This window comes from Acinetobacter sp. SWAC5, from assembly GCF_003419885.1.
In the GTDB taxonomy this organism is placed as follows: Bacteria; Pseudomonadota; Gammaproteobacteria; order Pseudomonadales; family Moraxellaceae; genus Acinetobacter; species Acinetobacter cumulans.
The window spans coordinates 141,650-167,574 of the sequence record NZ_QUWR01000002.1 but is presented as its reverse complement, the minus strand read 5'-3'; the positions used below and the strand labels follow the sequence as shown (position 1 = coordinate 167,574).

At 40.4% G+C, this 25,925-nt stretch carries 24 protein-coding genes, 1 tRNA gene and 1 pseudogene; 10 read left to right on the top strand and 16 right to left on the bottom strand.

From position 1 onward, the window contains the following. Window positions 1-68 precede the first annotated feature (68 nt). The 4 genes from DYI81_RS02435 to DYI81_RS02420 form a co-directional block, all read right to left on the bottom strand. Complete coding sequence (locus DYI81_RS02435) at window positions 69-1,127, bottom strand: lambda-exonuclease family protein (protein WP_117006604.1); 1,059 nt, start codon at window positions 1,125-1,127, stop codon at window positions 69-71. Between the two features lie 174 nt (window positions 1,128-1,301). After that, entirely contained in the window at window positions 1,302-2,333 is a 1,032-nt protein-coding gene (locus DYI81_RS02430; protein ID WP_117006603.1) for a DUF932 domain-containing protein, read from the bottom strand. 22 nt (window positions 2,334-2,355) lie between these two features. After that, window positions 2,356-2,634 carry a hypothetical protein gene (locus DYI81_RS02425; protein ID WP_117006646.1) on the bottom strand — a complete coding sequence of 93 codons (279 nt, stop codon included), beginning with the start codon at window positions 2,632-2,634 and terminating at the stop codon, window positions 2,356-2,358. Window positions 2,635-2,739: 105 nt separating this feature from the next. Further along, the gene (locus DYI81_RS02420; RefSeq protein WP_117006602.1) at window positions 2,740-3,648 is read right to left on the bottom strand and encodes an inovirus-type Gp2 protein; all 909 of its coding nucleotides are present in this window, start codon (window positions 3,646-3,648) and stop codon (window positions 2,740-2,742) included. A gap of 368 nt (window positions 3,649-4,016) precedes the next feature. Here DYI81_RS02420 and DYI81_RS02415 point away from each other — a divergent pair, with 368 nt between their 5' ends. After that, window positions 4,017-4,940, top strand: a complete 924-nt coding sequence (locus DYI81_RS02415; protein ID WP_117006601.1) for a hypothetical protein — start codon at window positions 4,017-4,019, stop codon at window positions 4,938-4,940. Here the strand turns inward: DYI81_RS02415 and DYI81_RS02410 are convergent. After that, window positions 4,934-5,431, bottom strand: a pseudogene (locus DYI81_RS02410) (site-specific integrase); the annotation flags it as partial. The gene DYI81_RS02415 and the pseudogene DYI81_RS02410 sit on opposite strands and share 7 nt — an antisense overlap. 537 nt (window positions 5,432-5,968) lie before the next feature. Between DYI81_RS02410 and DYI81_RS02405 the strand changes: the two are divergent. Together DYI81_RS02405 and DYI81_RS02400 are read left to right on the top strand one after the other, a co-directional pair. Beyond that, on the top strand, window positions 5,969-6,199 hold the full coding sequence (locus DYI81_RS02405) for a hypothetical protein (protein WP_106984244.1): 231 nt from the start codon (window positions 5,969-5,971) through the stop codon (window positions 6,197-6,199). Between the two features lie 133 nt (window positions 6,200-6,332). Continuing rightward, window positions 6,333-6,408, top strand: a tRNA-Thr gene (locus DYI81_RS02400). Between the two features lie 130 nt (window positions 6,409-6,538). On the opposite strand, the gene DYI81_RS02395 is transcribed toward DYI81_RS02400, so the two are convergent. From DYI81_RS02395 to DYI81_RS02385, 3 genes are all read right to left on the bottom strand, one after another. Beyond that, complete coding sequence (locus tag DYI81_RS02395) at window positions 6,539-7,390, bottom strand: class I SAM-dependent methyltransferase (RefSeq protein ID WP_117006600.1); 852 nt, start codon at window positions 7,388-7,390, stop codon at window positions 6,539-6,541. Window positions 7,391-7,394: 4 nt separating this feature from the next. Then, on the bottom strand, window positions 7,395-8,693 hold the full coding sequence (locus tag DYI81_RS02390) for an FAD-dependent oxidoreductase (protein ID WP_205669734.1): 1,299 nt from the start codon (window positions 8,691-8,693) through the stop codon (window positions 7,395-7,397). A gap of 435 nt (window positions 8,694-9,128) precedes the next feature. Next, window positions 9,129-10,004, bottom strand: a complete 876-nt coding sequence (locus tag DYI81_RS02385; protein WP_117006598.1) for a pirin family protein — start codon at window positions 10,002-10,004, stop codon at window positions 9,129-9,131. A 315-nt stretch (window positions 10,005-10,319) separates the two neighbouring features. On the opposite strand from DYI81_RS02385, the gene ycaC reads away from it, so the two are divergent. After that, window positions 10,320-10,943 carry an isochorismate family cysteine hydrolase YcaC gene (gene ycaC / locus DYI81_RS02380; RefSeq protein ID WP_117006597.1) on the top strand — a complete coding sequence of 208 codons (624 nt, stop codon included), beginning with the start codon at window positions 10,320-10,322 and terminating at the stop codon, window positions 10,941-10,943. A 142-nt stretch (window positions 10,944-11,085) separates the two neighbouring features. Further along, window positions 11,086-12,009 carry a LysR substrate-binding domain-containing protein gene (locus DYI81_RS02375; RefSeq protein ID WP_106984239.1) on the top strand — a complete coding sequence of 308 codons (924 nt, stop codon included), beginning with the start codon at window positions 11,086-11,088 and terminating at the stop codon, window positions 12,007-12,009. A 60-nt stretch (window positions 12,010-12,069) separates the two neighbouring features. On the opposite strand, the gene ahpC is transcribed toward DYI81_RS02375, so the two are convergent. After that, on the bottom strand, window positions 12,070-12,633 hold the full coding sequence (gene ahpC / locus DYI81_RS02370) for an alkyl hydroperoxide reductase subunit C (protein WP_106984238.1): 564 nt from the start codon (window positions 12,631-12,633) through the stop codon (window positions 12,070-12,072). Window positions 12,634-12,792: 159 nt separating this feature from the next. Continuing rightward, on the bottom strand, window positions 12,793-13,416 hold the full coding sequence (locus DYI81_RS02365; protein WP_117006645.1) for a TetR/AcrR family transcriptional regulator: 624 nt from the start codon (window positions 13,414-13,416) through the stop codon (window positions 12,793-12,795). Window positions 13,417-13,551: 135 nt separating this feature from the next. On the opposite strand from DYI81_RS02365, the gene DYI81_RS02360 reads away from it, so the two are divergent. Then, window positions 13,552-14,016, top strand: a complete 465-nt coding sequence (locus DYI81_RS02360) for a hotdog fold domain-containing protein (RefSeq protein ID WP_117006596.1) — start codon at window positions 13,552-13,554, stop codon at window positions 14,014-14,016. Between the two features lie 65 nt (window positions 14,017-14,081). Here DYI81_RS02360 and ssb read toward each other — a convergent pair whose 3' ends face one another. The 3 genes from ssb to DYI81_RS02345 form a co-directional block, all read right to left on the bottom strand. After that, the gene (ssb, locus tag DYI81_RS02355) at window positions 14,082-14,681 is read right to left on the bottom strand and encodes a single-stranded DNA-binding protein (RefSeq protein ID WP_117006595.1); all 600 of its coding nucleotides are present in this window, start codon (window positions 14,679-14,681) and stop codon (window positions 14,082-14,084) included. A gap of 51 nt (window positions 14,682-14,732) precedes the next feature. After that, window positions 14,733-16,097, bottom strand: coding sequence for an MFS transporter (locus DYI81_RS02350; RefSeq protein ID WP_106984303.1), 1,365 nt, complete (start codon window positions 16,095-16,097; stop codon window positions 14,733-14,735). Between the two features lie 148 nt (window positions 16,098-16,245). Beyond that, on the bottom strand, window positions 16,246-17,331 hold the full coding sequence (locus DYI81_RS02345) for a DUF475 domain-containing protein (RefSeq protein ID WP_106984235.1): 1,086 nt from the start codon (window positions 17,329-17,331) through the stop codon (window positions 16,246-16,248). Between the two features lie 283 nt (window positions 17,332-17,614). Between DYI81_RS02345 and tenA the strand changes: the two genes are divergently transcribed. Beyond that, complete coding sequence (gene tenA / locus DYI81_RS02340) at window positions 17,615-18,289, top strand: thiaminase II (RefSeq protein ID WP_117006594.1); 675 nt, start codon at window positions 17,615-17,617, stop codon at window positions 18,287-18,289. A gap of 66 nt (window positions 18,290-18,355) precedes the next feature. Here tenA and DYI81_RS02335 read toward each other — a convergent pair whose 3' ends face one another. Then, window positions 18,356-18,703, bottom strand: a complete 348-nt coding sequence (locus DYI81_RS02335; RefSeq protein WP_106984233.1) for a GlpM family protein — start codon at window positions 18,701-18,703, stop codon at window positions 18,356-18,358. Window positions 18,704-18,898: 195 nt separating this feature from the next. Between DYI81_RS02335 and DYI81_RS02330 the strand changes: the two genes are divergently transcribed. Next, the gene (locus DYI81_RS02330; RefSeq protein WP_106984232.1) at window positions 18,899-19,273 is read left to right on the top strand and encodes a hypothetical protein; all 375 of its coding nucleotides are present in this window, start codon (window positions 18,899-18,901) and stop codon (window positions 19,271-19,273) included. Window positions 19,274-19,352: 79 nt separating this feature from the next. Here DYI81_RS02330 and DYI81_RS02325 read toward each other — a convergent pair whose 3' ends face one another. Further along, a complete protein-coding gene (locus DYI81_RS02325) occupies window positions 19,353-19,709 on the bottom strand; it encodes a DUF1304 domain-containing protein (protein ID WP_106984302.1) in 357 nt (118 codons plus the stop codon). A gap of 212 nt (window positions 19,710-19,921) precedes the next feature. On the opposite strand from DYI81_RS02325, the gene uvrA reads away from it, so the two are divergent. Both uvrA and DYI81_RS02315 read left to right on the top strand, forming a co-directional pair. Next, complete coding sequence (gene uvrA, locus DYI81_RS02320; protein WP_117006593.1) at window positions 19,922-22,753, top strand: excinuclease ABC subunit UvrA; 2,832 nt, start codon at window positions 19,922-19,924, stop codon at window positions 22,751-22,753. A gap of 87 nt (window positions 22,754-22,840) precedes the next feature. Then, on the top strand, window positions 22,841-23,404 hold the full coding sequence (locus tag DYI81_RS02315; RefSeq protein WP_117006592.1) for a hypothetical protein: 564 nt from the start codon (window positions 22,841-22,843) through the stop codon (window positions 23,402-23,404). Between the two features lie 415 nt (window positions 23,405-23,819). On the opposite strand, the gene DYI81_RS02310 is transcribed toward DYI81_RS02315, so the two are convergent. Further along, window positions 23,820-25,517: a GGDEF domain-containing protein gene (locus DYI81_RS02310; RefSeq protein ID WP_240627326.1), complete on the bottom strand. Its 1,698-nt coding sequence runs from the start codon at window positions 25,515-25,517 to the stop codon at window positions 23,820-23,822. Window positions 25,518-25,925: the final 408 nt, after the last annotated feature.

Here is a 25,925-nt window from a genome sequence, read left to right as displayed (position 1 = left end):
TCTCTACCGAAGGGTAGAGAGCGGGGAGCGATTTTTGTGAATTTTTGATTTGGTGCTGTAGATAGGGCTTAGTCGGTATAGATGTTAAATCGACGACTGCCTTGCTTTTGAAGTGGATAAAGCTCGATGAGTTCAGGCTGGTGCTGAAGCAATGCTTTGGTATTGAGGCTGATAGAGTCCTTGGCTTTCTTCCAGACTACTGAGCCATGAGCAAAGACCGCCCTTTCCTTGTCTTGCATCATCATTTGAATTTCATGTTTAAGCTGGTCAAAGCGTTCCTGCTTATGCTGAATCTCTTCCTTCATTTTGATGAGCTGGTCGAACATCAAATTGGCATTTTCATTTTGCGAGAGATCCTCTACGGTTAAAGGTACATGCGCTGGATAAAGTTGTTGAATCGCTTTAGCTGCGGATTCACTTGCATCCACGGATGGTGGTGTATCCTTTTCCACGCATTCCCAGAAATATCGTTCTGCTTGAACAATATGTTCAATCACCGATTCTGATCGTGTCACTTTGAAGATCTTGGTTTCATGCCCACAGATCAAGACACAAACATGCGCTGCCTGTTTACCAGTCACCGCCAGTTGATGTTGTACCTGACAAAGCACATATAAAGGCACACCATCACGCCACAATTTTGCTCCATGCTCACCTGCTGTTTTGCATTCCAAAATTTGGACTTCATCACTGCCGACCACGCTGTAATCCAGATTGGCTAACATAAAGTGTTTATCGGGATCAGGATGCTGAAGTACTGCATTGATCCGTCGTACCTTGTTATGGGTGTGCATGCTATAGAACTCTGCCACCAAAGGTTCTAGCTGCTTGCCCCAATACAACGGTGCTACACCTGAGCTTTCATCTTCTATGGATTGAGCCTGTCGTCCGGTTTTGATTAACCAGAGTTCCAGCATCGACATATAGGGATTGAGACCACAGGCAGTCGCGGCATCACTGCTGCCAATGCCTTGCCTACGAACTTCAAGCCAGTCCTGATATTCCATCCCTTTGGTATTAACCAATCGCTTGGCTGCTGTTGAGCGTTTGGTGGTGATGCTTGGATTGACTACAATCTTTGATCCTACCGTCGTAGGCTGATGGGAAATAGATACAATTTGATTCATGGAATTATCCTTATAAATTCTGATCTCTGTAAAAGAAATGCATAAAAAAGCCATACCCGACACGAGGTCGGGCATGGCGATTTGTTTGCTGTTTTAATTGAGGGGGTTACATGAGTGCTATGACTAGCATTTGTTTGGGGGTGACTTGATTCGACATAAGTGAGTCAGTTAATTTCAGGCGATCAAAGCAAGTGCTTGCTCCAATCCTCTTTGTTTAAGACCAGCACCTGCACCGAACCAGGCTGAATCCAGTCGATGGTCGGTACTCATGGCACGTCGTTCATGATCCACAAATTCCGTGATCGAACAAAGTAATCCATAAGCTGTATCTTTCGCTGATGACAGGTCAGCACCGCGTCCTTGTCCATTAAACATCTCTAAAGCTTTATTCATGGCACGACCATTGGGTTCAGGCTTTTTCTCCTGAACTTGCTGCGCGACATTACGATAAAATTGAATGATGTTTTCTTCAGGATCGGAAATTGACATGGTGCTATTATTAAACACGGCATCAAAGTAAGCTTTGGCTTCCTGCTGACTCACCTTACGCTGTGTGAGTTGTTTCATTTCATACATGTGCTCATCCCAGGCACGAACTGAAATACCCAATTGCTGCTTCACTTTCTCTGCATCAAACTTGGTACTATGTGGAACCTTCACTACACCTGCACTACTGCTCTGTCCACGTAGAGCAATGGCTAAAGTGTTGTTACAGACCACCCTAATACTTGTGAATTGTACCGTCGTTGCCAACGTGCCGTCACACGCAGTAGCCAGCAAGATATAACCATTACTGACATCCTTAGACTTTAATGCAGTGCTTTGCCCGGTACGTGCCAAAGCCCAGAACTTCTTCCCACCTTTCAAAACCCCTGCGGTTTCCAACTCAAAGCCTGATTGTTCAGTCAGATCACGATAGAACTCCAAAATCTCTTTGGGTTGTACTTCCTGATAACGCTGACTGACCACAGATAACGGTGCATGAGTATCCGAGCGATACAGTACACGCTGTTCCTCAAATGGCATGATAATGCTTTGACCACGTTCATTCTGAGCCATGTAACTGACATCAGATGATTCGATGCGCCAATCCATCCCTGCTTGCTGTGCCCATACTTCGAGTGGTTGATTCGGACTCAGCTGATTACCGAGACCATGCCAAGGGGTTTCGCCAACATAGGCGATTTGTTCGATTTGATGTGCCATCGTTCTTATCTCCTATGCTAATTCAACGAAAATTCTGCTGACAGTGATTGCAGTGATAATAGGTCAGCGTGATCGGCTTTTTAGGCTCATCAAACACACTACTGAATAGGCCACCAATGACTGCACCTGCAAGCCCGCCAAGCAGTGGTGATACAGGCAAAGGTAAACCCTTTGAAATGGACGCACCAATCGTTGCGAACGAAGCTGATGCTGCTAGACCTGTAGAATCAGAACCATTCACCTGCTGATTAACCACTTGAATAACCTGATCGGAAAAACAATAAGGACAATTTAAACTCATAATATATACCTCTAGAAATGACAAAGGCTCACCGATTGGCAAGCCTTGCAAAGTATTTAAAACCTCGTTTTCATCTAGATAATGTATATCTGAGATTATTTTCATTTAGCGTCTATCATACTGCGCTCTTAACTGACCTTTACCAAATACTCTTCGTCCTTCTGGCTTAACACGTAAGTATTGAAGAGTACGTTTGTGATGATCAGCAATGTATTGCATTGCTCTAATAAAATTTGCCACTTGAGTTGAATCGCGACGATGAATCACACCGATCCCTAGCTCATCTTTACTTCGAAGTTCCGCTACACGTTCACGGTTCCAACAATTATAGCCTTGACCAAAATCTCTAGTAATATCCTTCCATAACTCAATAATTTCATTCCCCCAATATGCTGCGCTTCCAGCACGGTAGGCATTATCATAGATGATTGCTAAGTGACAGTGAAAACCTTTACTTTTACCGCCTTGTTCCACTCCCCATATATACCCGACTACATGTTTAAATATGCCATCCTTATTCTGGATACGATTAAGCAGTATATCTAAGTCCTTATAAATATCTTCAACTCTAATTCGACTAGAATATTCTTGCAAATAACCCAAGTCTACACGAGCAACTAATACTCGACTGCATTTATTAAGTATTGAATTACAATATTCCTGCACTTCAATTTTATTTTCATCTTTCTGTTTTTCGATTATCTTATAATCTTTTTCAAAATCCTTAGATAAATCTAAAAACCATGATCTCATCTCTCTATACCCAATTATCTTTAGCTCATCCATAAGATCAAAATAATCGGAGTCTATTCTCTGCAAGTCATATCTCAGAATTACAAAGAATTTAAGATAACCTGTGTATTCATCATCAGGATCATAAATATCATTAAAGCCTAATAACAGATTAGTAAGCTGTGAATAGAATCCATCCCATTCCCTACTTATTTTTTTTAGACATTTTAAGAAGTTCTCAATATCAAGTGTAAGTTGTGCCTGATTAATTAAATTTCTCATTTTTAAACCTATGTGTGTGATAGTTACATAGGTATAGGGAATTCAGTATATATATAATTTTTACTTCTCAATCAGGTGTTAGCTAATAAACGATTAGATTAATAACCAAAGCTCTAGGGAGTCCAAATTCCTCCTGTAGTACAGCATCCCTTCCCCACATGAAAAACATTTCCTCCCTGCTCTACGCTTAAATTCATACAGGCTCTAGTCTCAAAAAAGCTAGAGTTAAGCTTAACTCTAATAATAACTAGTAAAAAATGCGTATAGGCTATGATTTATAGGAATCTGCCATAACTTTAGTATTGAAAAACACTTGCTTAAATACTAGTATAAATACTACAAGAAATACTACGGATATCTTTTAAAAAATGGCTCTAAGATCTATAAATTCCCATAATGAGAAAGATTTTTTAATTAATAATTTTTTAAGAGGTTTTAATAAGTGTGATTATGTATGGATTGCTTGGAATTTAGATAATGAGGATAATCACCCGCAGCGTTACTTATTAGATTTTTTCAACAAATATTCTTCTTTTGAACTTCTATATGAATATATAAAAAATACTCTATTAACATTTAAAGAAGAGAGCCTTAATTTAATTATAGATAAATATAATAATAAAAAGGAGAAGTACTTATTAAAAACTAATCTTAACTCATTAAAAACTAGCCATAGATTATGCTGGTTTCTAGTTAACAGATTTTCAAGCGAACACAGAATATCCTTAATCACCGGTTCAAGGACATATAAACAAATTCACAATCCATATATTTTTTTCTTAGTAATTATTTTTATATATAAAGAAAAACTAGGGGGAGTAGACGAGATAGACTTAGTATTAAATAAATATATAGCCGACTATAGAGAGATTAAGAATGAAAGAAAGAATTTAGAAAAATATATTAATAATAAAGATTTTACTGAATGGTCTGTAAATTATATTGATAAAAATTTTAGATATTCAGTTTTTCCTAAAATTCATATTGATACCCATGAATTACATCAAGAATATATTTATGCATATTTTGATGATTTATATATTTATAATGAAGAAAAATATATTAATGATTTAAATAAACTTAAAAAAGCTTGGCAGCAAAATGTTTTTAGAAGGAAAAATAAAGATAACCCTAAAAAAAGTTATCATTTACCATTAAAGAAAGAATCGAAAAAGTTTTTAGAAAAATTAGCACATTTCAAAAACATTTCTGAAACCGAAGTTCTAGAGAAACTAATTAATGAGGCGTATAAAAAGGAAATGTGTAATGAAAAAGGAAAGGCTAATTACTGAGTAATCCACCTTTTCACCTGCTCCCCATACCACTGCATCAATCTCACCCGCTCATCCTAATATTGCGCTCGGTTATATGCCGAGCGAATTCTATTTTGAGGCACATGAGCAAGCTGCCTTTCAATGGCATCGGGATTAAATAAATTTGATTCGTTTACGACTGTACTGAATAGAGATCTAAAACCATGTGTGGTCATTCTTCCTGCATTGCCTGAACGCTTGATCACCGCCAAAATAGACTCACTACGCATAGGTTCTTTGTTATCCAAACGATGTGGAAAAAGCAGTTCCTGATTGTAAGTAAGTCTTAAAGCCTGCAGCTCCTCAATCATCATGTCCGTCAATGGCACACGATGTGGCAATCGGTTCTTCATACGCTCCTCAGGAATATCCTACTTACGCCATTCCAGATCAAATTCTTCCCAGTGTGCTTGTAGTAACTCACTAACACAAACACCTATCAGTATAACGACACAGTACATCTGAGAATCATTTAGTGGACTACTATTAACATGTCATTTTGAAAAATGTATGTGAAATAACCTTATAATTGTTCTATGGTTCCATGAACTTAAAAGAACACCGCCACCTCGATCTAATTGGGGGTAAAAATGGGGGTAAAATAAAAATATAATTTTTTATTTTAATTAATTATCATATTCTTAATACAAAAATATGACTCCCTCTTTCGCCAGAATTTAAAATCCCTAAATGGTTTCATTTAGGGATTTTTTTATGCCTGATAATAAGCGAACAATAAAAATCAAAGCTATCCCCAGTAAAATCAATACACTCAACCATCCAAATCATCCAAATCATCCAGCCCAAGCTTATCAATACTGTTTTAATGCTCATTACTCAACTTGGCACATATTTAGCTTCATACACATGCAATAAAAGCTATGTTATGTTTAAAACATCACTAAAAAACAAGGCGCTAATTAACCCATAACATTTTATCTAGGCTGAAACAAAGACACTGCAGCATAAAGCAAGTACCCAAAACCCTGCTATTTTTTGGAGTGAGCATGAATAACAGTGCAAATAACTACGCCAAACAAATGAAAAATGCCAAACGTGGAGGCTATGTGCCGACCATCGCCAAGGATGTGAATAAACATAAAATTCAAAAAGCCCTCAGACTGATCGAACAATGGAGACAACTGGCCAACGAACTTAAGCCTCAAATGCAGTTAGATATGGCCTTTACGCTGGAAGAATGTGCCCAAGACCTCGATAAAATCCTAAGACAAAAATAGCCCGTAATCCCTCTTCATGCCTTGCCATAACCCGATCTGATTGGGTTATGGCCATAATATTTAAAATTAAAATTCGATTGGCTATTTTTTGGCTTGCAGCTTCAAAAAAAATCTGTAGAATGCAACCCATAATGCCGGCATAGCTCAGTTGGTAGAGCAACTGACTTGTAATCAGTAGGTCCACAGTTCGAATCCGTGTGCCGGCACCATTATCTTAGCCTCGCTTTTTAGTGAGGCTTTGATGTTTCTGGGCTTTGTATTTTTACACCTTTCTTGCCCACGCAAAACATACTGCAAACCTAACTTTCAAGCATCTTCAACATGTGCACTATGCGTCTTTTAGACGTCTTTACTCGCACTAACCTGTACATAGTGAACCAAGCCTTCTTCAAATAAAGTACGGCATAATTTTGCTGTCATTTGAATTTTAAACTGCGCTAAACCTTGTGCTGTCATATTTGAATTTAAAACGTGATGTGCATACTGTGCAAAGCCCGAAAAAACCTGCATGCTGATATTTTCGATCTGAACATTTTTAAATTCAAATTGCTTCAAATTTTCTTGCAAGCTATTTGCTGTTGGTAATTTTCTTATATCAACATCAGCCGCCTTTAACAAAGCACGATAACGTAGTTGTTGCATCGCATTTAAATTCAAAAATTTCTCATCCACAATTAAATAATGGAAGCCCAAACGGCCTTTTGAATTTAAAACGGAAGTCGTGGATAACAAGAATGAATTTAAATTGCTGTGATACGCAGCATCAATGCACATCACAACATCGAAACATTTTTTTGGAAAGATTGAATTTAAATTCAAAAAGGAATCAGCAAATATTTCAATATTTGAGGTGGGTATGTGTTTTGAATTTAAAAGGTTTTGAATGCGTTGAACACAAGCTACTTGTAGCTCAACCGCTTTGATGGATGCAACCTGATACTGCGTATGCCAATGCCAAATACTCGCACCCTGACCACAACCCAAATCTAAGACTTGATCATTGGCTTGTAGTTTTAAGCACTGTGCTAAACGATCTGCGAGAGCTTGGCAAGCCTGCGGATAAGAATCATCCACGGCCTGCCAATAGCCTAAATTGCTCCAAGCCAACAGTGCATCATCACCCAAAAATTTTGCATCAATGGCATATTTATGGCGTGGAATATACTGTTTAATGCTGTGAAGCCACTTCATAGATTTAATAGCCGAGTTGCGGTGCAACCTCTACTTTAGGTTTTAAGCCTACAAACGGCAATGGTGCACCCAAAATTTCTGCAATATGCATAGCTGAGGTTACTGCAGATTCTAAAATTGGCAATCCATCACAAGACCATGAGCCACAGAAAAATACTTTACGGGCTGCTGTCATGTGACGTTGTTGCAATTGCTTATTTAATGCGACTGTTTTTGAATCAACAACCGCACGTGTCAGCGTCACTGTTGAAATCACTTTTTTAGGATCAATATCCGTGACTGGACGCCAAGTTTGGAACACTGGCGTTTTACCAACCAAACTCGGTTCAATCGAATTCAACCATACCGTAAACTGCTGACGGGTAAATTTACGGTCCATCATATAACTGAGTACAGACCAATCTTTACGCTTTGGTGGCATCACACTACTGTCAGTATGAATAACCAATTCACCTTGCTCAAACTTAAATTGTTTTAACAACGCAATATCTTCAGCAAACTGAGTTGGCTCTAAAAACTCTTCAATTTTAGTTGTTGGCGTTGCCACCACCACACGATCAAACAACATCTGCTGAGCTTGCGTATTTTCGACCAGAACTTTTTCACCCTGCTCTTGTACCTTGGTAATAGCTGAACCACTCACTACTTCAATATTTTCGATTAGCTTAGTTACCAAAGCTGAAGTGCCCCCCTGAATACGCAGTAAGGCATCACCATCCGTCAATTGGCGTAAAAAAATCAATAAAGGTTTGGCTGGCCAATCCCCAATGGTCTTCGGATTGCAGGTACAAATGGTATACAGCACAGGCATCACCGCACCATGCCAAAACACTTCTTCAATATCATTGCGGTTAATAAATTCCGCCAAGGTAATGTCTTGATCCTTCGATTTAAAGAATTTGCTCAGCGCAGTTTTCAGTTGCAACATACCTTTGACCAAACGCCAACCGTACTGCTGAATACCTTTACGGTTATTAATGATTGGAATATTGCCAATACGCGTGCGCGAAGTCGTCAACCATGTTTCAGTTTTGTCTTCAAATAACCAACTGCATGCCATATAGGTACGCACTGGAAAAGTAGGAATACCCAAATGAGCAGCCAGACTGAGCGTATTTTTCCATAGATGCGGATTCATAACTCTTAAAGGTGCATCAATAATGCCACCTTCAAATTCAGTACTGTGACTATCCATACCACGCCCAGGAAGCGCTTCAAAAATTGTAATGTTATGTCCTGCATCTTTCAGAATTCTTGCGGCAGCAAGACCAGCCATGCCGCTGCCGATGACTGCGATATCCAATCTTCTATTCCATATTTGAAATTTTATAAAATTATGACCCATGCCAGCAGAAAACAAGTTATTAAAAACTGCCAAATTCTGTTGTTTTCAGCAGATGCCAGATCAAAGTAAACAAACATCGCGTTAACATTTCTTAACATTAGAAAATCAAGCAAATAAGTTCATGAATTCACTTAATTTTATGCAATTTAAAATAAAAAACCTTATAAAAAAACAATATAGTTTAACCATTTCTTAAAATTTCGTTTTACTTCGCTACCTGTTCTCGCTATCATTCGAAGCACACAAAAACGATAACTGTGTCACATATTATCATTCTAACAGTACGTGTGATGACGACAAAAAAAGAAAATACAGCGCAAACGATAAAGCCCCTGAATTCATTCAGGGGCTTTTTTTATGCTTGAGTATTATGTGTAATCGCGTCATCAGAACTTAGGCCTGAACCGGAATTTCACCAAATTTTCCTTGGTTGAAATCGTCAAATGCCTGCACGATTTCTTCTTTGCTGTTCATCACAAATGGACCATAACCTTGGATAGGCTCATTTAAAGGTTCACCTGTTAAAAGCAAAAATTTAGTATCTTGATAGGCCTGTAACTGAATCGCTGTTTCACCATCTTTAGCAAACATCACAATCGAGCTATCAATCACTTTTTGTGTACCATTGACCAATACTTCACCATTCAACACCACCAAAATCGTGTTATGGCTAGCAGGAACAGTTAAAAAAGTTTCATATTCTGCTTTGAGCTCACCATCCCATACATTGACGGGACTATAAGTTAATGCAGGACCATGATGACCACCAAATTCACCCGCAATGACCCGAATATGACCTGCACTCTCATCCATCTCAATACGCGGAATCTCGCCCGCGGTTAAACCTTGATAGCGTGGCGCGGTCATTTTGTCTTTGGCCGGTAAATTAATCCAAAGTTGTACCATTTCAAATAAACCACCCGCCTCAGCAAATGCAGGAGAATGAAACTCCTCATGCACCACACCCGATGCTGCAGTCATCCATTGCACATCACCCGCTTGAATTGTGCCACCACCACCGCTGGAATCTTTATGTGTTACTTCACCTTGATAGGCTAAAGTGACCGTTTCAAAGCCACGGTGCGGATGCGAACCTACACCATGTTGAGCAGTAGTCGGATCAAAACGATACGGCGCAGCATAATCCAACAGTAAAAATGGACTAATTGCCTGTCCCAAACGGTCATAAGAAAACAGGTTTTTCACTGGGAAACCATCACCCACCCAATGCATGTTTTGATTGCGATAAACGCCTACAACTTTTTTCATCTTTTAACTCCTATATATGCGATAGGATGAACATGGGAGCTATCTTATTCTTTTGCTGCTCCGCTTTATAGATGCATAGCAATATTCATAATCTTAAAAATGAGATAATTTAATAAGCTTTATCTTATTACCTAGAATTATTTAGTGAATTTTTACCATATTTTACAAATAATCCTATTTATATGATTATTTTTCCTATCTACCGCCCTTACATTGTCATAATAATAGAACTAATATAAAAACCGAAATATACATCCCCACACACGTCTTTGAATTCCCTCAACACTGTGCAAAACACCAAAAAGGACATAGAAAATGGCTAAACCTTACGTTCGTTTAGATAAAGACAACGCTGCGGTTCTTTTAGTTGACCATCAAACACGTCTACTTTCTCTAGTACGTGATATCGATCCAGACAAATTCAAAAATAACGTTCTTGCTTTAGCAGCAGCTGCTAAATATTTCAACCTGCCAACAATTTTAACAACAAGTTTTGAAGACGGTCCAAACGGCCCGCTGGTTCCTGAACTAGTAGAAATGTTCCCAGATGCGCCTTATATTGCCCGCCCAGGCCAAATTAATGCATGGGACAACGAAGATTTCGTTAAAGCAGTAAAAGCAACTGGCAAAAAACAATTGATTATCGCTGGCGTAGTCACAGAAGTATGTGTTGCTTTCCCGACACTTTCTGCACTTGCTGAAGACTTTGACGTATTTGTTGTGACCGATGCTTCTGGCACATTCAACCATTTGACACGTGATTCTGCATGGGATCGTATGTCTCAAGCTGGCGCACAGCTCATGACGTGGTTTGGTACAGCTTGCGAATTACACCGTGACTGGCGTAATGACGTAGAAGGTTTAGGAGCACTATTTGCGGCGCACATTCCAGACTACAAAAACTTGATCCAAAGCTACGTGAAAAACACCACAAAATAATTTATTTTGCGGACAAAAAAGCGGTCTTTTGACCGCTTTTTTTATATCTATAATACTTATACTATGATTTTATCCATGCGCTTGATTCAAGCGTGTTCATTTTCATGATGCATTTTGCATTTCATTTGCCCATGGAGCCACGATGCATTCATTTGATGATTACTATTATTTTTATCTTGTCGTCAAACACGGCGGATTCAGTGCAGCCAGCGAAGCGTCTAACATTACCAAATCCAAATTGAGCCGTCGGATTTTAGACTTAGAAGCCCAGTACAATGTCACCCTCATCCAGCGTTCTACCCGTCATTTTAAAGTCACACCTTTAGGCCAAGAACTGTATGAGGAATGCATTAAACTAATCCAACAGGTCGACTGCGCCAACAATGTCTTGCTGAAACAAAAAAGTGAACCTCAGGGCTTAGTCAAAATTAGCTGTCCGTCGGTGATGATGCGCTATCAAATCCGTAGCCTACTGAACAGTTTTTTATTGCAATACCCAATGGTACAAGTCGAAATGGAACTCACCAGTCGCCGTGTCGATGTTTTACATGATGATATTGATCTGGCCATCAGAACCAATTTTCAAGCCAATGAAGATTCCAGCATTGTGGTCCGCGACGTTGTTAAAACCACGCACTGCCTTGTGGCAAGTCCAGCCTTATTACAAGGACGTACTTTGCAATTCGCGACCGAAATCAGTGAATTTCCAAGTATTGTATTGGGCACACAAAAAAACCATTACCAATGGACACTCCACCATCAGCAACACGATGAAGAGTTAGTTATTCCATTAGAACCACGGGTCAAAAGCAATGATTTGGCAGGTGTGTATTATTCTGTTTTGGATGGTTTAGGCATTGCAGACTTACCCTACCTGACCGTTGAAAAAGATATTGCTGAAGGACGCTTGGTCCATATTTTGCCAGAGTGGTGCTCAAATGTCGGGACGGTACAGCTGGTCTATGCATCACGTAAAGGACAACGTTTAGTCATGGAAAAACTGATTCAACACTTGGTCGACGGCTTGCGTGGTCAAGCCACTCAAAGCCAAGGCTATCTCAACTAAAATGGTGTTTATCAGAACTAAAAAAACCGGCAATAATGCCGGCTTTTTTATATTTTAAACTTAGATTTTACCTACTAAGTCAATTGAAGGAGCAAGTGTTGCTTCACCTTCTTTCCATTTTGCTGGGCAAACTTCACCTGGGTGAGCGTGAACATATTGAGCAGCTTTTACTTTACGAAGTAATTCAGATGCATCACGGCCAATACCACCCGCATTAATTTCTACAATTTGGATTTTGCCGTCTGGATCGATGACAAACGTACCACGGTCTGCAAGACCATCAGCTTCAATCAGTACATCGAAGTTTTTAGACAAAGTCCATGTTGGATCGCCAACCATTGGATATTGAATTTTTTTGATTTCTTCAGATGAATCATGCCAAGCTTTGTGCGTGAAATGTGTATCTGTTGATACTGAGTAGATTTCTACACCCATGCTTTGGAATTCAGCATAGTGATCCGCAAGATCGCCTAATTCTGTTGGACATACAAATGTAAAGTCAGCAGGATAGAAGAAAACCACAGACCATTTGCCTTTCATATCTTGCTCAGATACTTCAACAAATTGGCCATTTTGGTAAGCTGTTGCGTTAAATGGTTTTACTTCTGTATTAATCAAACTCATTGTGTATTCCTCTTCAATCATTTCAGGGAGTGCTTATCTGTTGAAGCTAGAATACGAAAAACATCTAAATAGGTAAAACTGTTCTTTTTTATAAAAACAATCGAATATTTCGATTTATTATTTCTCTAACGACCTTCAAGATTATCTCATTTTCCGATATCAGCCTAAATCAGACTGTCTGATCGAATCCCATGCCGAACGCGCCAATTGCTCTTGATACTGTAGCGGTGAGCTTTGCACACGACCTGAAAGCCATGCGCGGCAGTAGCTCTCCGTTGCACCAATCACCAAAGAAAATAGCAATTCATAAGGAATATGCTCCAACACGACACGGTCCAATTGCTGGTCAATCCAAAGCAATAAATACTGATTGCGTTGCTGATTCTGTTGCTCAATATCGGTTTGGGTCACTGTGTTAAAACTACTACGCGCTGTATATAAAAACCGTGCGAACTGTGGATGCTGCACAGTCCAAGCAATATAGCTGTGTATTAAAACCGCAATACCTTGTTGTATCCCTTGCGCATCATGTAAAGCATGCATACGTTGCTGACTTTGATCTTGCAGAGCCGCAAGATAAAGCGCACGGACAATCCCTTCTTTGTTTTTAAAATGATGATAAACCGCCCCCACACTGGCACCAGAGCGTTCGCAAATCTGTTCAATTGTAGTGGTTTCAATGCCTTGTTCTAAAAAACAATCTAATGCTTGCACCAAAATTTGACGTTTAAGTAACGCTCTTTTTCCTGAGTAAACCCGTTCCAGCAAGTCTTGTTCGTACATCGTTGCACCCATCTATAGCCCAAGCTCATCATAATCGGTTTATGGCAATTTGAAAGTGCTTGCGCGTCATCCAAGTCATTTACAGAATATTATTCTGTTTTTAAAGTAAAGGAATACAAATGAAGGACAAGCCAAATGAGCCAAGCACTGAAAATATGGAAAGCACTGGAAAATAAACCCGCAGGGAAATGGACTTTTTCTAAAATGCTGTGTTTGAAAGCACCTTATTTCAGCAGTATTTCACCGCTGTTTGAACAGCTTCAGCCCAGCCTTTGCATCATCCGAATGAAGAAGCATCGTGCCGTACTCAATCATTTGGGTACAGTCCATGCCATCGCCATGTGCAATATGGCAGAACTCGCTGGTGGGACCATGACCGATGCGACAGTACCCAGCACACACCGCTGGATTCCAAAAGGCATGACGGTCGAATATCTGAAAAAAGCCAAAACCGATTTAACTGCCACTGCGACCCCAGTACAAGCAAATTTTGTCTGGACAAATAGCAGTGAATATTTGGTCAATGTCGAAATTACCGATGAAGCACAACAGCCTGTATTCCGTGCTGTCATTACCATGCAGGTCTCTGCCAAAAAATAATGTCGAGTACAATGACATAAAAAAACCGCCTACTACAGGCGGTTTTTTATAAGGATTTTTCAGACTTAAAACGGAAGGTCGTCATCTAAATCTGCTGGTGCAGCTGCAGGCGCCACTTGTGGTTTTGGCGCAAATGCAGCTGGGTTGTTGTTACCATAACCATTTGATTGGTTATTGTTAAAACCACCTTGCTGAGCACCACCATAGCCACCTTGACCGCCTTGGTTAGCATTACCATAACCGCCCTGCTGGCCGTAACCACCTTGCTGACCGCCATTATTGTTGTTAAAACGTGGCTGTTCAAAACCTTGGCCTTGTTCGCCTTGCTGACGGTTATTGTCTAGCATTTGCATTTGTTCGCCACGAATTTCAGTCGTGTAGCGCTCTTGACCATTTTGGTCTGTCCACTGACGCGTACGTAGTGAACCTTCGATATAAACTTTTGAACCTTTGCGTAGGTATTGCTGTGCAATTTCGCCTAAACGATTGTGCAATACAATACGGTGCCATTCTGTTTGTTCTTTACGTTCACCTGTATTTTTATCAGTCCACGAGTCGCTTGTTGCAATTGAGAACTGAGTCAAAGAGCCGCCATTTGGAAAAGTTTTGGTTTCAGGATCACGACCTAAAGTACCAACTAAAATGACCTTATTTACACCACGCATCAGACGTATTCTTCCTATTTGTTTCTATTATTTACTTTATAAGAGTTATGCTTAAATGGCTAGCTCTTTCCCGAACAACTGCGTTAAGTGTTGTCGCGCTGACTCATCTATGAGCTGCTTATCGACTTTCACATACGCTACTTGCTGGTCGGCCATTACCACGACCTCTTCAATACCACGAATTGCTAAAAGCTGAGAAGTCCATTCATCTGTTTCTTTGCCCTCAGGCAAACGAAAAACCATTGAAGATAAATAGCGTGGCTGTGCCAAACCAAAGCTAATCAATAGCCAAAGAATAGCGATCCCAGACAAAATGCCCCAACCCATCGCAGTATTTTGCATTTGAAGTAACTGCCCACCCAGCATGCCTCCAAAGAAAGCACCCAAAAACTGACTGCTGGCATTCACGCCCATTGCTGTGGCTTTAGACTGAATAGGCGCAGCTTTAGATAGCCAAGACGGTAACAATGCTTCCATGACATTAAAGGCGATAAAGAATAAACCTAAGCCTGTAAGCAAGATGTATTTGGATTCAAAACCAAAGATCAGCACCAATAAGCCTAAAATAATCCCACCAATGGCGGTAAGAAAAATACCGCGCATTTTGCGATATTTTTCCGCCAAAATAATACTTGGGAATGCAAAAAACAGGCTAATAACCAATAATGGCAAGTACACCAAACCATGACTCGATAACGGGATTTTTGCAAAATCAATCAGCTGAGATGGCACATAAATAAACATCGCAGTGAGCAATAAATGCAAGGAAAATACCGATACATGCAGACGGTTGAGGTCTGGCATTTTGAGTACTTCTTTGAGCTGTGTGAGATAACCTTGCTGAAAATTTCGATGATGACGCGTTACTTTCGGCACCAGCAAAAGCATAGAAATGGCAGCCAAGCCCATCACAGTTGTGACCCAGAATAGACCTGAAATTCCCACCAAGCTGGTGAGCCACGGCCCTAGGCTAAATGCCACCACAAAGGATAAGCCAATGCTCATCCCCATGACCGCCATTGCTTTGGTGCGTTGTTCCTCTCGAGTGACATCCGCCAAAAGCGCCATCACCACTGCTGATACAGCACCACCGCCAGCAATCGCACGACCAATAATGACACCGTAAATGGTTTCAGACATGGCCGCTACAGCACCACCTAAAGCAAAAAGCAATAGACCAATCACCACCAAAGGCTTACGGCTATAGCGGTCTGCAATTAAGCTAAATGGAATTTGTAAAATCGCTTGGGTTAAACCATACACCCCGACCGCTAAACCAATCAGCGCAGGCGTTGCATATTGATAAGACTGTCCCGCAACTGAAAATACGGGGATAATCATGAACAAACCCAACATGCGCAATGCAAAAATACTGCTTAGGGCAAAGGTTGAGCGACGTTCTAAGGCATTCATCATATCAATAAGCGAAAATTTAAAAGGAAAACTGGTGCAACTATCGTACATCATTCCTGCCACCAATGCAGATGTATTGATGACTCATAGGCAATAAAAAAGGGCGCATGACTGCACCCTTTTCATTGTATTGGTTTTTCTTAAATCAAACTTAACCGAGTTGTTCCTGACGCTTTTTGTACTGAATTGACGCAATCACCGCCCAAACAATAAAGGCTACACCAATCAAGCCTGTAACCACTTCTGGAATGTGTACACCTGTACCACTGGCAAGCATAATGAATGCTAAAGCGCCAATCGCATAATGCGCACCATGTTCAAGGAAAATATACGCATCCAAGGTGCCTTTATCGACCAAGTAAATCGTCATTGAACGTACAAACATCGCACCAATGGCAAGACCAAGCATAATGATGACTACATCTGAGGTAATCGCAAATGCACCAATCACACCGTCAAAGCTAAATGATGCATCTAAAACTTCAAGGTAAATAAAGCCACCAATGCCGGCTTTAATCAGACCTGTTGGTGCACCATTTGCGTCATGACCAATAGCATTGCCATTTTCATCTACTTCTGGCTCGCCACCCAATAAGTGACTTAAAACTTGCACGCCAATATAAATCACGATGCCCCAAATACCGGCCATCGTCACAACTAAGCGTTTGCTTTCATCCACATTGGCTGCCATGATCAATAGTGCAATCAATGCAATAAACACAGACATTGCAGGAACATTGGCCAAGTTTGCTAAACGACGTTCAATCCACTTAAACCAGTGGGTATCTTTGCCTTCATCCAAAAAGAAGTTTAAAAATACCAACAGCAAGAATGCGCCACCAAAGGCTGCAATTTCAGCATGATGTGCCATCAACTTTTCAGAATAGTGCGTTGGATCATTTAACGCCATATTCACCACTTCAAGCATGCCCATATCTGCGGTCACTGCCACAATTACAATTGGGAACACCAAACGCATACCAAATACGGCAATCACAATACCCACCGTCAAGAAAATCATTTTCCAAAAATGATCCCAACCTCGTAGGACGGATGCATTGACGACAGCATTATCAAAAGATAAAGACACTTCCATCACTGCCAAAATCGCAGTAATGGTCAGTGCAGTAATCATGGCTTGTACGCCTGCATTGGGTCCGTGGTTGAACCCCCAATATGCAGAAATCGCTAAACACACGATTGTAAATACAATAGAGAAACCAAAATGTTTCCACATAATTCAATCGACCTAAAACAAGTATTTGAATATATAAAAGTTAGTCATAACAAAAACTTAGGTTTCGTTATTTACTGCTTATCGCTAAGTTCTTTGCTGTGTTTCACTTTTATTTGACCTGACTATTGCGTGAGCTTTTAATCAAGAACACCATAAAATGTGCTTATTATGGCCTTTTTATGTTTAAAAACCACTGACCACCCTGCTTATTTTTCAAAACAACAACCGTGTTTTGCGCTTTATCGATTACTCTTGGCACACGATGCTTAAATAGGACATGTTCATGCGTTTTTCTGAAGCCCTTTGGCAACGCAATCTCAATCTGTATGAAAAAATATTGGCACACCCATTTAACCAAGAACTTGCACAGGGTCGCCTCGAGCAAGGGGCCTTTTGCCATTATATTATTCAAGATGCACATTATTTAGTGAACTATGGACGTGCCTTAGCAGTCTGTGCTGCCAAAGCTTTTGATGCTGAAGATATTATTCAATTTTCCGAAGCTGCCAAATTGGCCATCGTATTTGAACGTGATATGCACAATAGCTTCTTTCAAAATTTTCACATTAGTGCCGAAGAATTTACCAATACGCCACTGAGCCTTGCTTGCCACCATTATTGCTCATTTTTAACGGCAACTGCATGGTCTGAAAGCTATCCCGTGGTATTGGCATCCTTACTGCCATGTTTTTGGATTTATGCTGAAGTAGGCAAAAACATTGTGCATCATTCTGTGCCGAATAACCCTTATCAAGCATGGATCGACACCTATGCAGGCGAGGAATTTAACCAAGCCGTCAATAATGTATTAGCAACCATTGACCGTGTAGCCAGTCGTTGTGATGCCGATACTTTAGAAAAAATGCATCAGGCCTATACCCGCGGTGCCGAGTTAGAATGGCTGTTTTGGGACAGTGCCTACCAACAAGCCAAATGGCCAGGCTTAACCGCAGAATAATACTTATACGAAGCTCACAACGTGGGCTTCACATTTGCCTTCAATATAATCGAACTTTGCAATCCGCTACACATTCGCCATATAAGTATTCCAGCCATAAATCAGGCCCGCCGCCACGACGATCCAACATAACGTCGCCAGACTCAAACATGAGAGTACGGACATTCGCGTTGCCAACACATACACCACCAGCAGATACACAAAATAAGGAATCAATGCCCACAAACCAAATAAAGCGGTTTGAGCTAAAGCCTCACTGCCCCGCTCTTGCGCGACAATCACATGTGCAATTAAGGCAAAAGTAGGAAAAAGAGGGACTAAGCCTGCAATATAAAATGCCTTACTTTTTGAAAGAATAGAAATCAGGAGCACAACGCCCGCCCCCATGACACATTTCAAAAATAAAGACAGCATCGCCCATCCCATCGTTCAAGATTAAAAAAGCGTAGTCTACGCTTGTTACCCAGTTTTAAACATATTGCCTGATTTGAGCTAGCATAAAAAATAATGCATCAGCATTAGACTTTATGTCACAAATCATGCAAAATAAATGATAATAATTATCATTCAATAATTTATTTTTTCATTTATCCTTGCGAGGCAAAAGAAATGCACCAAAATAATTTAGGCACAGAAGCCATCCGCGCATTTTTTACATTGCAATGTTGCTGGCTCAACAGTGAAGAAGTGTATTTAGAAAAAGGCTGTACCCATTGTGGTTCTGCCGCCACCTATTTAATTTATTTTACTAATGTTCATATTCAAAAACTGATGTTGCAGTTTATTCAGCAATATCAATGTCATTTGTCACAACGGATGGATTTACTCGACTTGCATCATTTTGCAACCGACTACAATCAATTTTTAAATACCTTAGAAAACGAAATTAATTTTTATGCACGTACACATCACGAACTTCCGAGAACTCAAGCCTTTGAAGAAATCGAATCGATCTTTGAACGCCCGTACTCACGTGCCTGTTAATCTACGCGCTGATTGTTAAAATCATTTGAAGCCTAAATAGGACATGAGCATCCTTTTAGGTTTCGGTGCGTAGAAAGTTTTAAGCCATAACATTCACCACCAACAATGCAATGAGCGCAGGTAAGGCTTGAACATATAAAATCTTTTTACTGACAGTTATTGCCCCATAAACGCCTGCCACAATGACACAGCCCAAAAAGAAATTGGCCAATGAAATGGCAAAAGCGTCTGTTGCACAAATTGACCAAATCAAGCCTGCAGCCAAGAAACCATTATACAGACCCTGATTTTGCGCAAGTACTTTGGTCAGTTGTGCTTTTTGTGGCGTATTGCCGAAAACTTTCATGCCCAAGGGTTTATCCCATAAGAACATTTCGAGCACTAAAAACCCAATATGTAAGATTGCTACTAATGCGATACACAATTGGCCGAGTATCATCTTTACACTCCTTGATTCACGTTATTTTTATTCAATAGAAGCATTACATAGCACCTATGCCGTTTTATAATACAACAGTTGGGCCAAATATGAAAAATTGCATGCAAGACGACATAAATTGACCCTTAAAATCATCTGAATAACACTTGAACATTTTTCATGCGCTATCATATAGAGCTGTATTGAAAATAATTTTTTAGGATCATTTCATGAGCCAAAGCCATATCCGAATTCGAGGCGCACGCACCCATAATTTAAAAAATGTGAACCTTGATATTCCCCGCGACAAATTCGTGGTGATTACGGGGCTTTCGGGTTCTGGTAAATCTTCCCTTGCCTTTGACACCCTGTATGCCGAAGGTCAACGCCGTTATGTGGAATCTCTTTCGGCTTATGCGCGTCAATTCCTTTCGCAAATGGAAAAACCTGAAGTCGACTCAATTGAAGGCTTAAGCCCTGCGATTGCCATTGAACAGAAATCGACCAGCCACAACCCACGCTCAACAGTGGGCACAATTACAGAAATTTACGACTATTTGCGTTTACTGTATGCCCGTGTCGGCACGCCCTACTGTCCTGAACATGACCTACCCATGGTGGCGCAAACCGTCTCAGAAATGGTCGATGCCGTTAAAGGCTTAGAAGAAGGCACAGCGTTAATGCTACTTGCTCCTGTGGTGCGTGAGCGTAAAGGTGAATATTCGAATTTATTTGAACAACTACAAAGCCAAGGTTTTGTCCGTGCCCGTGTCGATGGCGAAATTGTTGACCTCGACCCAATTCCTGAACTGGATAAAAAGAAAAAACACACCATTGAAGTGGTGGTTGACCGCTTTAAAGTCCGTGATGACTTAGGCAACCGTATTGCCGAAAGTTTTGAAACCGCGCTGCGTCTAGGCGGTGATATTGCCATTTTGTCTTGGATGAAAGGCGAACAAGACGATCGTGTATTTTCAGCCAAACACTCTTGCCCTGAATGTGACCGTGCTGTTGCCGAGTTAGAGCCACGCCTGTTTTCATTTAACAACCCATTTGGCGCATGCCCGACTTGTGACGGTTTAGGGACTCGTAGTCATTTTAGTGCTGACAAACTGATTCCCAATAATGAAGTGAGTATCAGCCAAGGGGCAATCCGTGGTTGGGATCGTCAACGTCCTTACTATTACAGCATGATTGAAAAAGTGGCTGCCCATTTTGGCTTCTCACTGGATACGCCTTGGAATGAACTGGATGCGGAAACCAAAAAGAAATTTTTGTATGGCACAGGCAAAGAAAAAGTTGATCTGAGCTATATCGATGAACGTGGCCGTAAGCACAGTCGTGTTCAAGCGTTTGAAGGGATTTTGCCACATCTGGAACGTCGTTACCGCGAAACTGAAAGTAACTATGTCCGTGAAGATTTAGCACAATATCTGTCTAATGCCGCTTGTGATGCTTGTGGTGGTTCACGTCTAAATGAAATTTCCCGCCATGTACGCGTGAAAGACAAAACCATTGCTGAAATCACTAAAATGTCGATTGGCGATGCTGAAAACTATTATCAAGACCTAAATTTGGAAGGTGCAAAAGGTGAAATTGCCGATAAGATTTTTAAAGAAATCCGTGAGCGTTTGCACTTCCTCGTTTCTGTGGGTTTGAATTATTTAAGCCTATCTCGCTCGGCAGAAACCCTTTCTGGCGGTGAGGCACAGCGTATTCGTTTGGCTTCGCAAATTGGTGCGGGCCTGATGGGTGTGATGTACGTGCTGGATGAACCTTCTATTGGTTTACATCAACGCGATAACGACCGTTTGCTAGAAACTTTGGTGCGCCTGCGTGACTTAGGCAACACGGTTTTAGTGGTTGAACATGATGAAGATGCGATTCGTGCAGCCGATCATATTATTGATATTGGCCCAGGCGCAGGGATTCATGGCGGTCATGTGATTGCCGAAGGCACATACGATGAAATCCTAAAAAATGAAAACTCCCTGACAGGCAATTACCTTTCAGGCAAACTCAAAATTGAAGTGCCTAAAACACGGATACAACCACCAAAACCTGAAGAGCAAATCAAGCTGATGGGCGCTGCGGGTCATAATCTAAAAAATGTCGATCTGACTATTCCTTTAGGCATTATGACTTGTGTAACTGGTGTATCGGGTTCAGGTAAATCAACACTGATTAACCGTACCCTTTTACCGCTGGCGGCAACACAGTTGAATGGTGCAACGACTTTAACTGCTGAAAAATTCGATTCGATTGATGGTTTACAATTCCTAGATAAAGTCGTGGATATTGACCAAAGCCCAATTGGCCGTACCCCACGTTCGAACCCTGCAACTTATACAGGTTTGTTTACGCCGATTCGTGAATTGTTCGCACAAACCCAAGAAGCCAAAGCACGTGGTTATGCGGCAGGTCGTTTCTCGTTTAACGTAAAAGGTGGTCGCTGTGAAGCCTGTGAAGGCGACGGCATGATTAAAGTTGCCATGCATTTCTTGCCTGATATGTATGTGCCTTGCGATGCCTGCCACGGCAAACGCTATAACCGTGAAACTTTGGAAGTCGGCTATAAAGGTAAAAACATTTCAGACGTGCTGGATATGACGGTTGAAGATGCAATGCATTTCTTCGATGCAATTCCAGTCATTCACCGTCGTTTAGAAACCTTGCATCAGGTTGGCTTGGGCTACATCCGTTTGGGTCAGTCTGCAACCACGCTGTCAGGCGGTGAAGCACAACGTGTAAAACTGGCGCGTGAATTGGCAAAACGTGATACGGGTAAAACCCTATACGTGCTAGATGAGCCAACGACTGGTTTGCATTTCCATGACATTGCCAAGCTCTTAGACATTCTTCATGAACTGCGCAATAAAGGTAATACCATTGTGGTGATTGAGCATAATTTGGATGTGATTAAAACCGCGGACTGGATTGTGGACTTAGGCCCTGAGGGCGGTTCAGGCGGCGGTATGATTGTGGCTGAAGGCACGCCTGAAGAAGTGGCGAAGAATAAGGTTTCACATACAGCGAGATTCTTAAAGCCGATGCTTAAATAAAATCTCCCCTAGCCCCTCTTTTAAAAAGAGGGGGATTCTCTCCTTTGAGAAAGGTTAGGAGTATTGCTCCGTAAGGGAGGATTTTAAATGTTTAGATTCCATGATAAAACGGTGATTCATTCGCCGTTTTTTCTTCTTATGACTTTATTAGAAATACTAGATACAGCAGTAAAAATTGGGTTAGGTGCACTTATTACAGGAGCCATCGCTTACTTTATTCAAAAAGCAAATATCTCGGCTTCAAGTACTAAAGAAAATTTACAATTTAATAGAACATTATTGACCAATATTTCTGTTGATATTGAAGAAATCACTCATACTGTTTTGAAAATGTGGGCTATTTTTGAATATGAGGCTAAAAAAATTCAAATAGATCAAGAAAAAATATTTGAGCGTCTTGATCCACTTAGAAATACACTTTTTAAAGATTTCAATTTACTGAGTAAAAGTGAAGGTTTACTACTTTTACATGGATACATTGAACAACAAGAAAAATTAAGGGTTTATGGCGAACTCATTGGAAAGTTTAATTCATATACATTATTTAGAAATGGTACTGTCAATATTGAAACAACAGCACAATTTAGAGCTGACATTTTAGAGACAAGAAAATTACTCTATACCAGCTTAAACAAAGCCATTTCTACATAAACACTTACTCGTAACAATATTCAATCACATGACAGCGACATGGATGTCGCCCGTTTGACTGGGGCAGCACGGATGTGCCCTCAGTCAAACAAAAGCATTTTGCCTACTTTTGTGCTTTCAAAAGTAGGAACTTTCTACGAAATGGAAAAGCAATCACATTGTAAAACAAGGATGTGCAGACATTCTATTTTTTTATAAAACTCAATTTGGACAGCACGGATGCACTCTCAATCAAACACAAGCATTTTGTCTACTTTTGTGCTTTCAAGAGTAGGAATATCCTACGCATTGGAAACTCAATCCCCAATGCAAATCGAGAATGCTTAGAACTAATACTTGAAACGAATCTTCACTAAAATTTAATTAGCGCAACACCAACACACTCAATCAAAAGTAAAACCGAGCAACACAACATTTAATCCGAAACAACATTTCGACCTTTCACCTTGGCACGAAACAAAGCCTCATCCGCTTTTTCTAATAAATCTACCCATGTCTGCTCACCTGTAGCCACACCTGCACTCACCGACACCGTCAGTGGCTGAGCTGAATTTCCAACTTGAAGCATAATGTCCAAAACAGCCAAACGAACTTTTTCAGCAATCTGCAAAGCCTGAGCCAAATCCACATGTTCCAATAAAATTAAAAACTCATCACCACCGTAACGCACCAACATATCTGTTGCACGGATATGATCTTTCATCGTCAAAGCGACTGCTTCAATCACCCGATCCCCCACAACATGGCCATGTTGATCATTCACCGCTTTAAACTTATCAACATCAAACAAAATCATGCAATGATTTGAAAAGTTCTGATGACTTTGTTCAATCAAAGCCACATATTTCATTAAAGCAAAACGGTTTGATACACCCGTTAACGAGTCTGTATACGCGTGGTGCTTAAGTTGAAACTCCAAAGCATCACGTTCTTGTAATTTCTGTTTTAAATGAAAAATGGCATCAAATAAACTGACGGAATGTGATGCCGAAGCGCTACCACGCTCTGCTTGATCTTGTGCCAAATCAAAAAGTTGCTGTCGAGCATGTATCAAAGGCGCAAAGACCCATTTTTTGGCATAAATCATGGTAACAATGACCGCAGCCAAACATAAAAAGACCGACACTAAGGTGTATAACAATTTAGTTCTCGCTGCATTTAACTCAGCTTCTGCCTGTAATACACTGCTGTCTAAAATGTAGTTTTGTAATTCCACCACAGAACGAAAGTGGCCCACAATTTTCTGTGTTAGTTCAATACTACTTAGCGTATAAGGCTCATGATGCAAGCTATTAAATAATAGGCCATCGACCAAAGGTAGGCCTTGGTCTAAAAACCGAGTTTTGACTTGCCGATGCAAACGCGTAAATTCAGCGTTCTGGGTGTCATTGGGATGAATCACATCAATCAACTTCCACAAATACCGACTTTGGCGTTGCGTCTGCAATGAACTGGCCAAATCATCTTCAGGAATACTTTCATTAAATGCCACAGCTGCAATAATATTTGAAGCCGATCGACCTGCCTGATCGCGCAAATCGGCGAGCAATAAAATCAGTGGATAATAATGTGAACTGGCTGTTTCTTGTCCGTGGGAATGATCTACCAGTGACTGCAAAACATCATAGCTTTCATCCCATACACTAAACATGGTACGAATGGCATGGTTCAATTGAACCGAGGAGCGTTGCTCTATAGGTAAATCAATATATGCATCCACAGCATCGCGACCATTCTTCAATGCTGGTACCAATTGCGACACTATTTTGTGTGTTCCGACCTTATTCTGCGACTGCTTCAAGGTCACTAACATCCGTTGCAGAGCCAGATCGACTTCTGCACGTCGTGTCTTTAAAGCCAAAAGATGTGTCTGCAATTCTGCTTTTGTACTCGACATTGCACTGTTGGCTGGGCCACGCTCAGATGAAATCAAATTGGCGAGTTCTGCCACCGCTTTTAAACTTTGCATTTCAGAAAGCGCGACTGCATTTTTTTGATAGCGCTGATAACTTTGGATAATGAGTGGCAATGCCAACATGAGCACTGAAACCACGATAATGAGCATCGCTAAATTTAAACGTTTGCTTAAATGCTCAGAACGCAATTCGTGCATAACCCATACCTTAAATTTACTTTCGCTCTGGCTGTGTCGAAAAATACAGCTGTATTTTTACTCAATTATAGCAATCGAATACATAGTTTCCAAAAAATTAAGCCACAATTGAGCAATAAACTCCTGATTTTTTTAATTCAGATAGAGTTTTTTATGTACATTGCATAGAAAATATTTACACACGCTACAAATTAGTGCATAATGCACCGCATTAGGGCAATCTAATTAATTCCTCAGCAGATTTTTTAGTTTTCCCGCAAATTTTGGCGTAAAAATCCCAGTTTTGTTTCAAAACTGGGATTTTTTTTGCCATTTAAAAAGTTTAGTTGGTTTTTAATACATAAAAATGCACCATATTGATGCACATATAAAGCAGAAAATAATTTTCCCCTTGCCTGCTTCAAACAT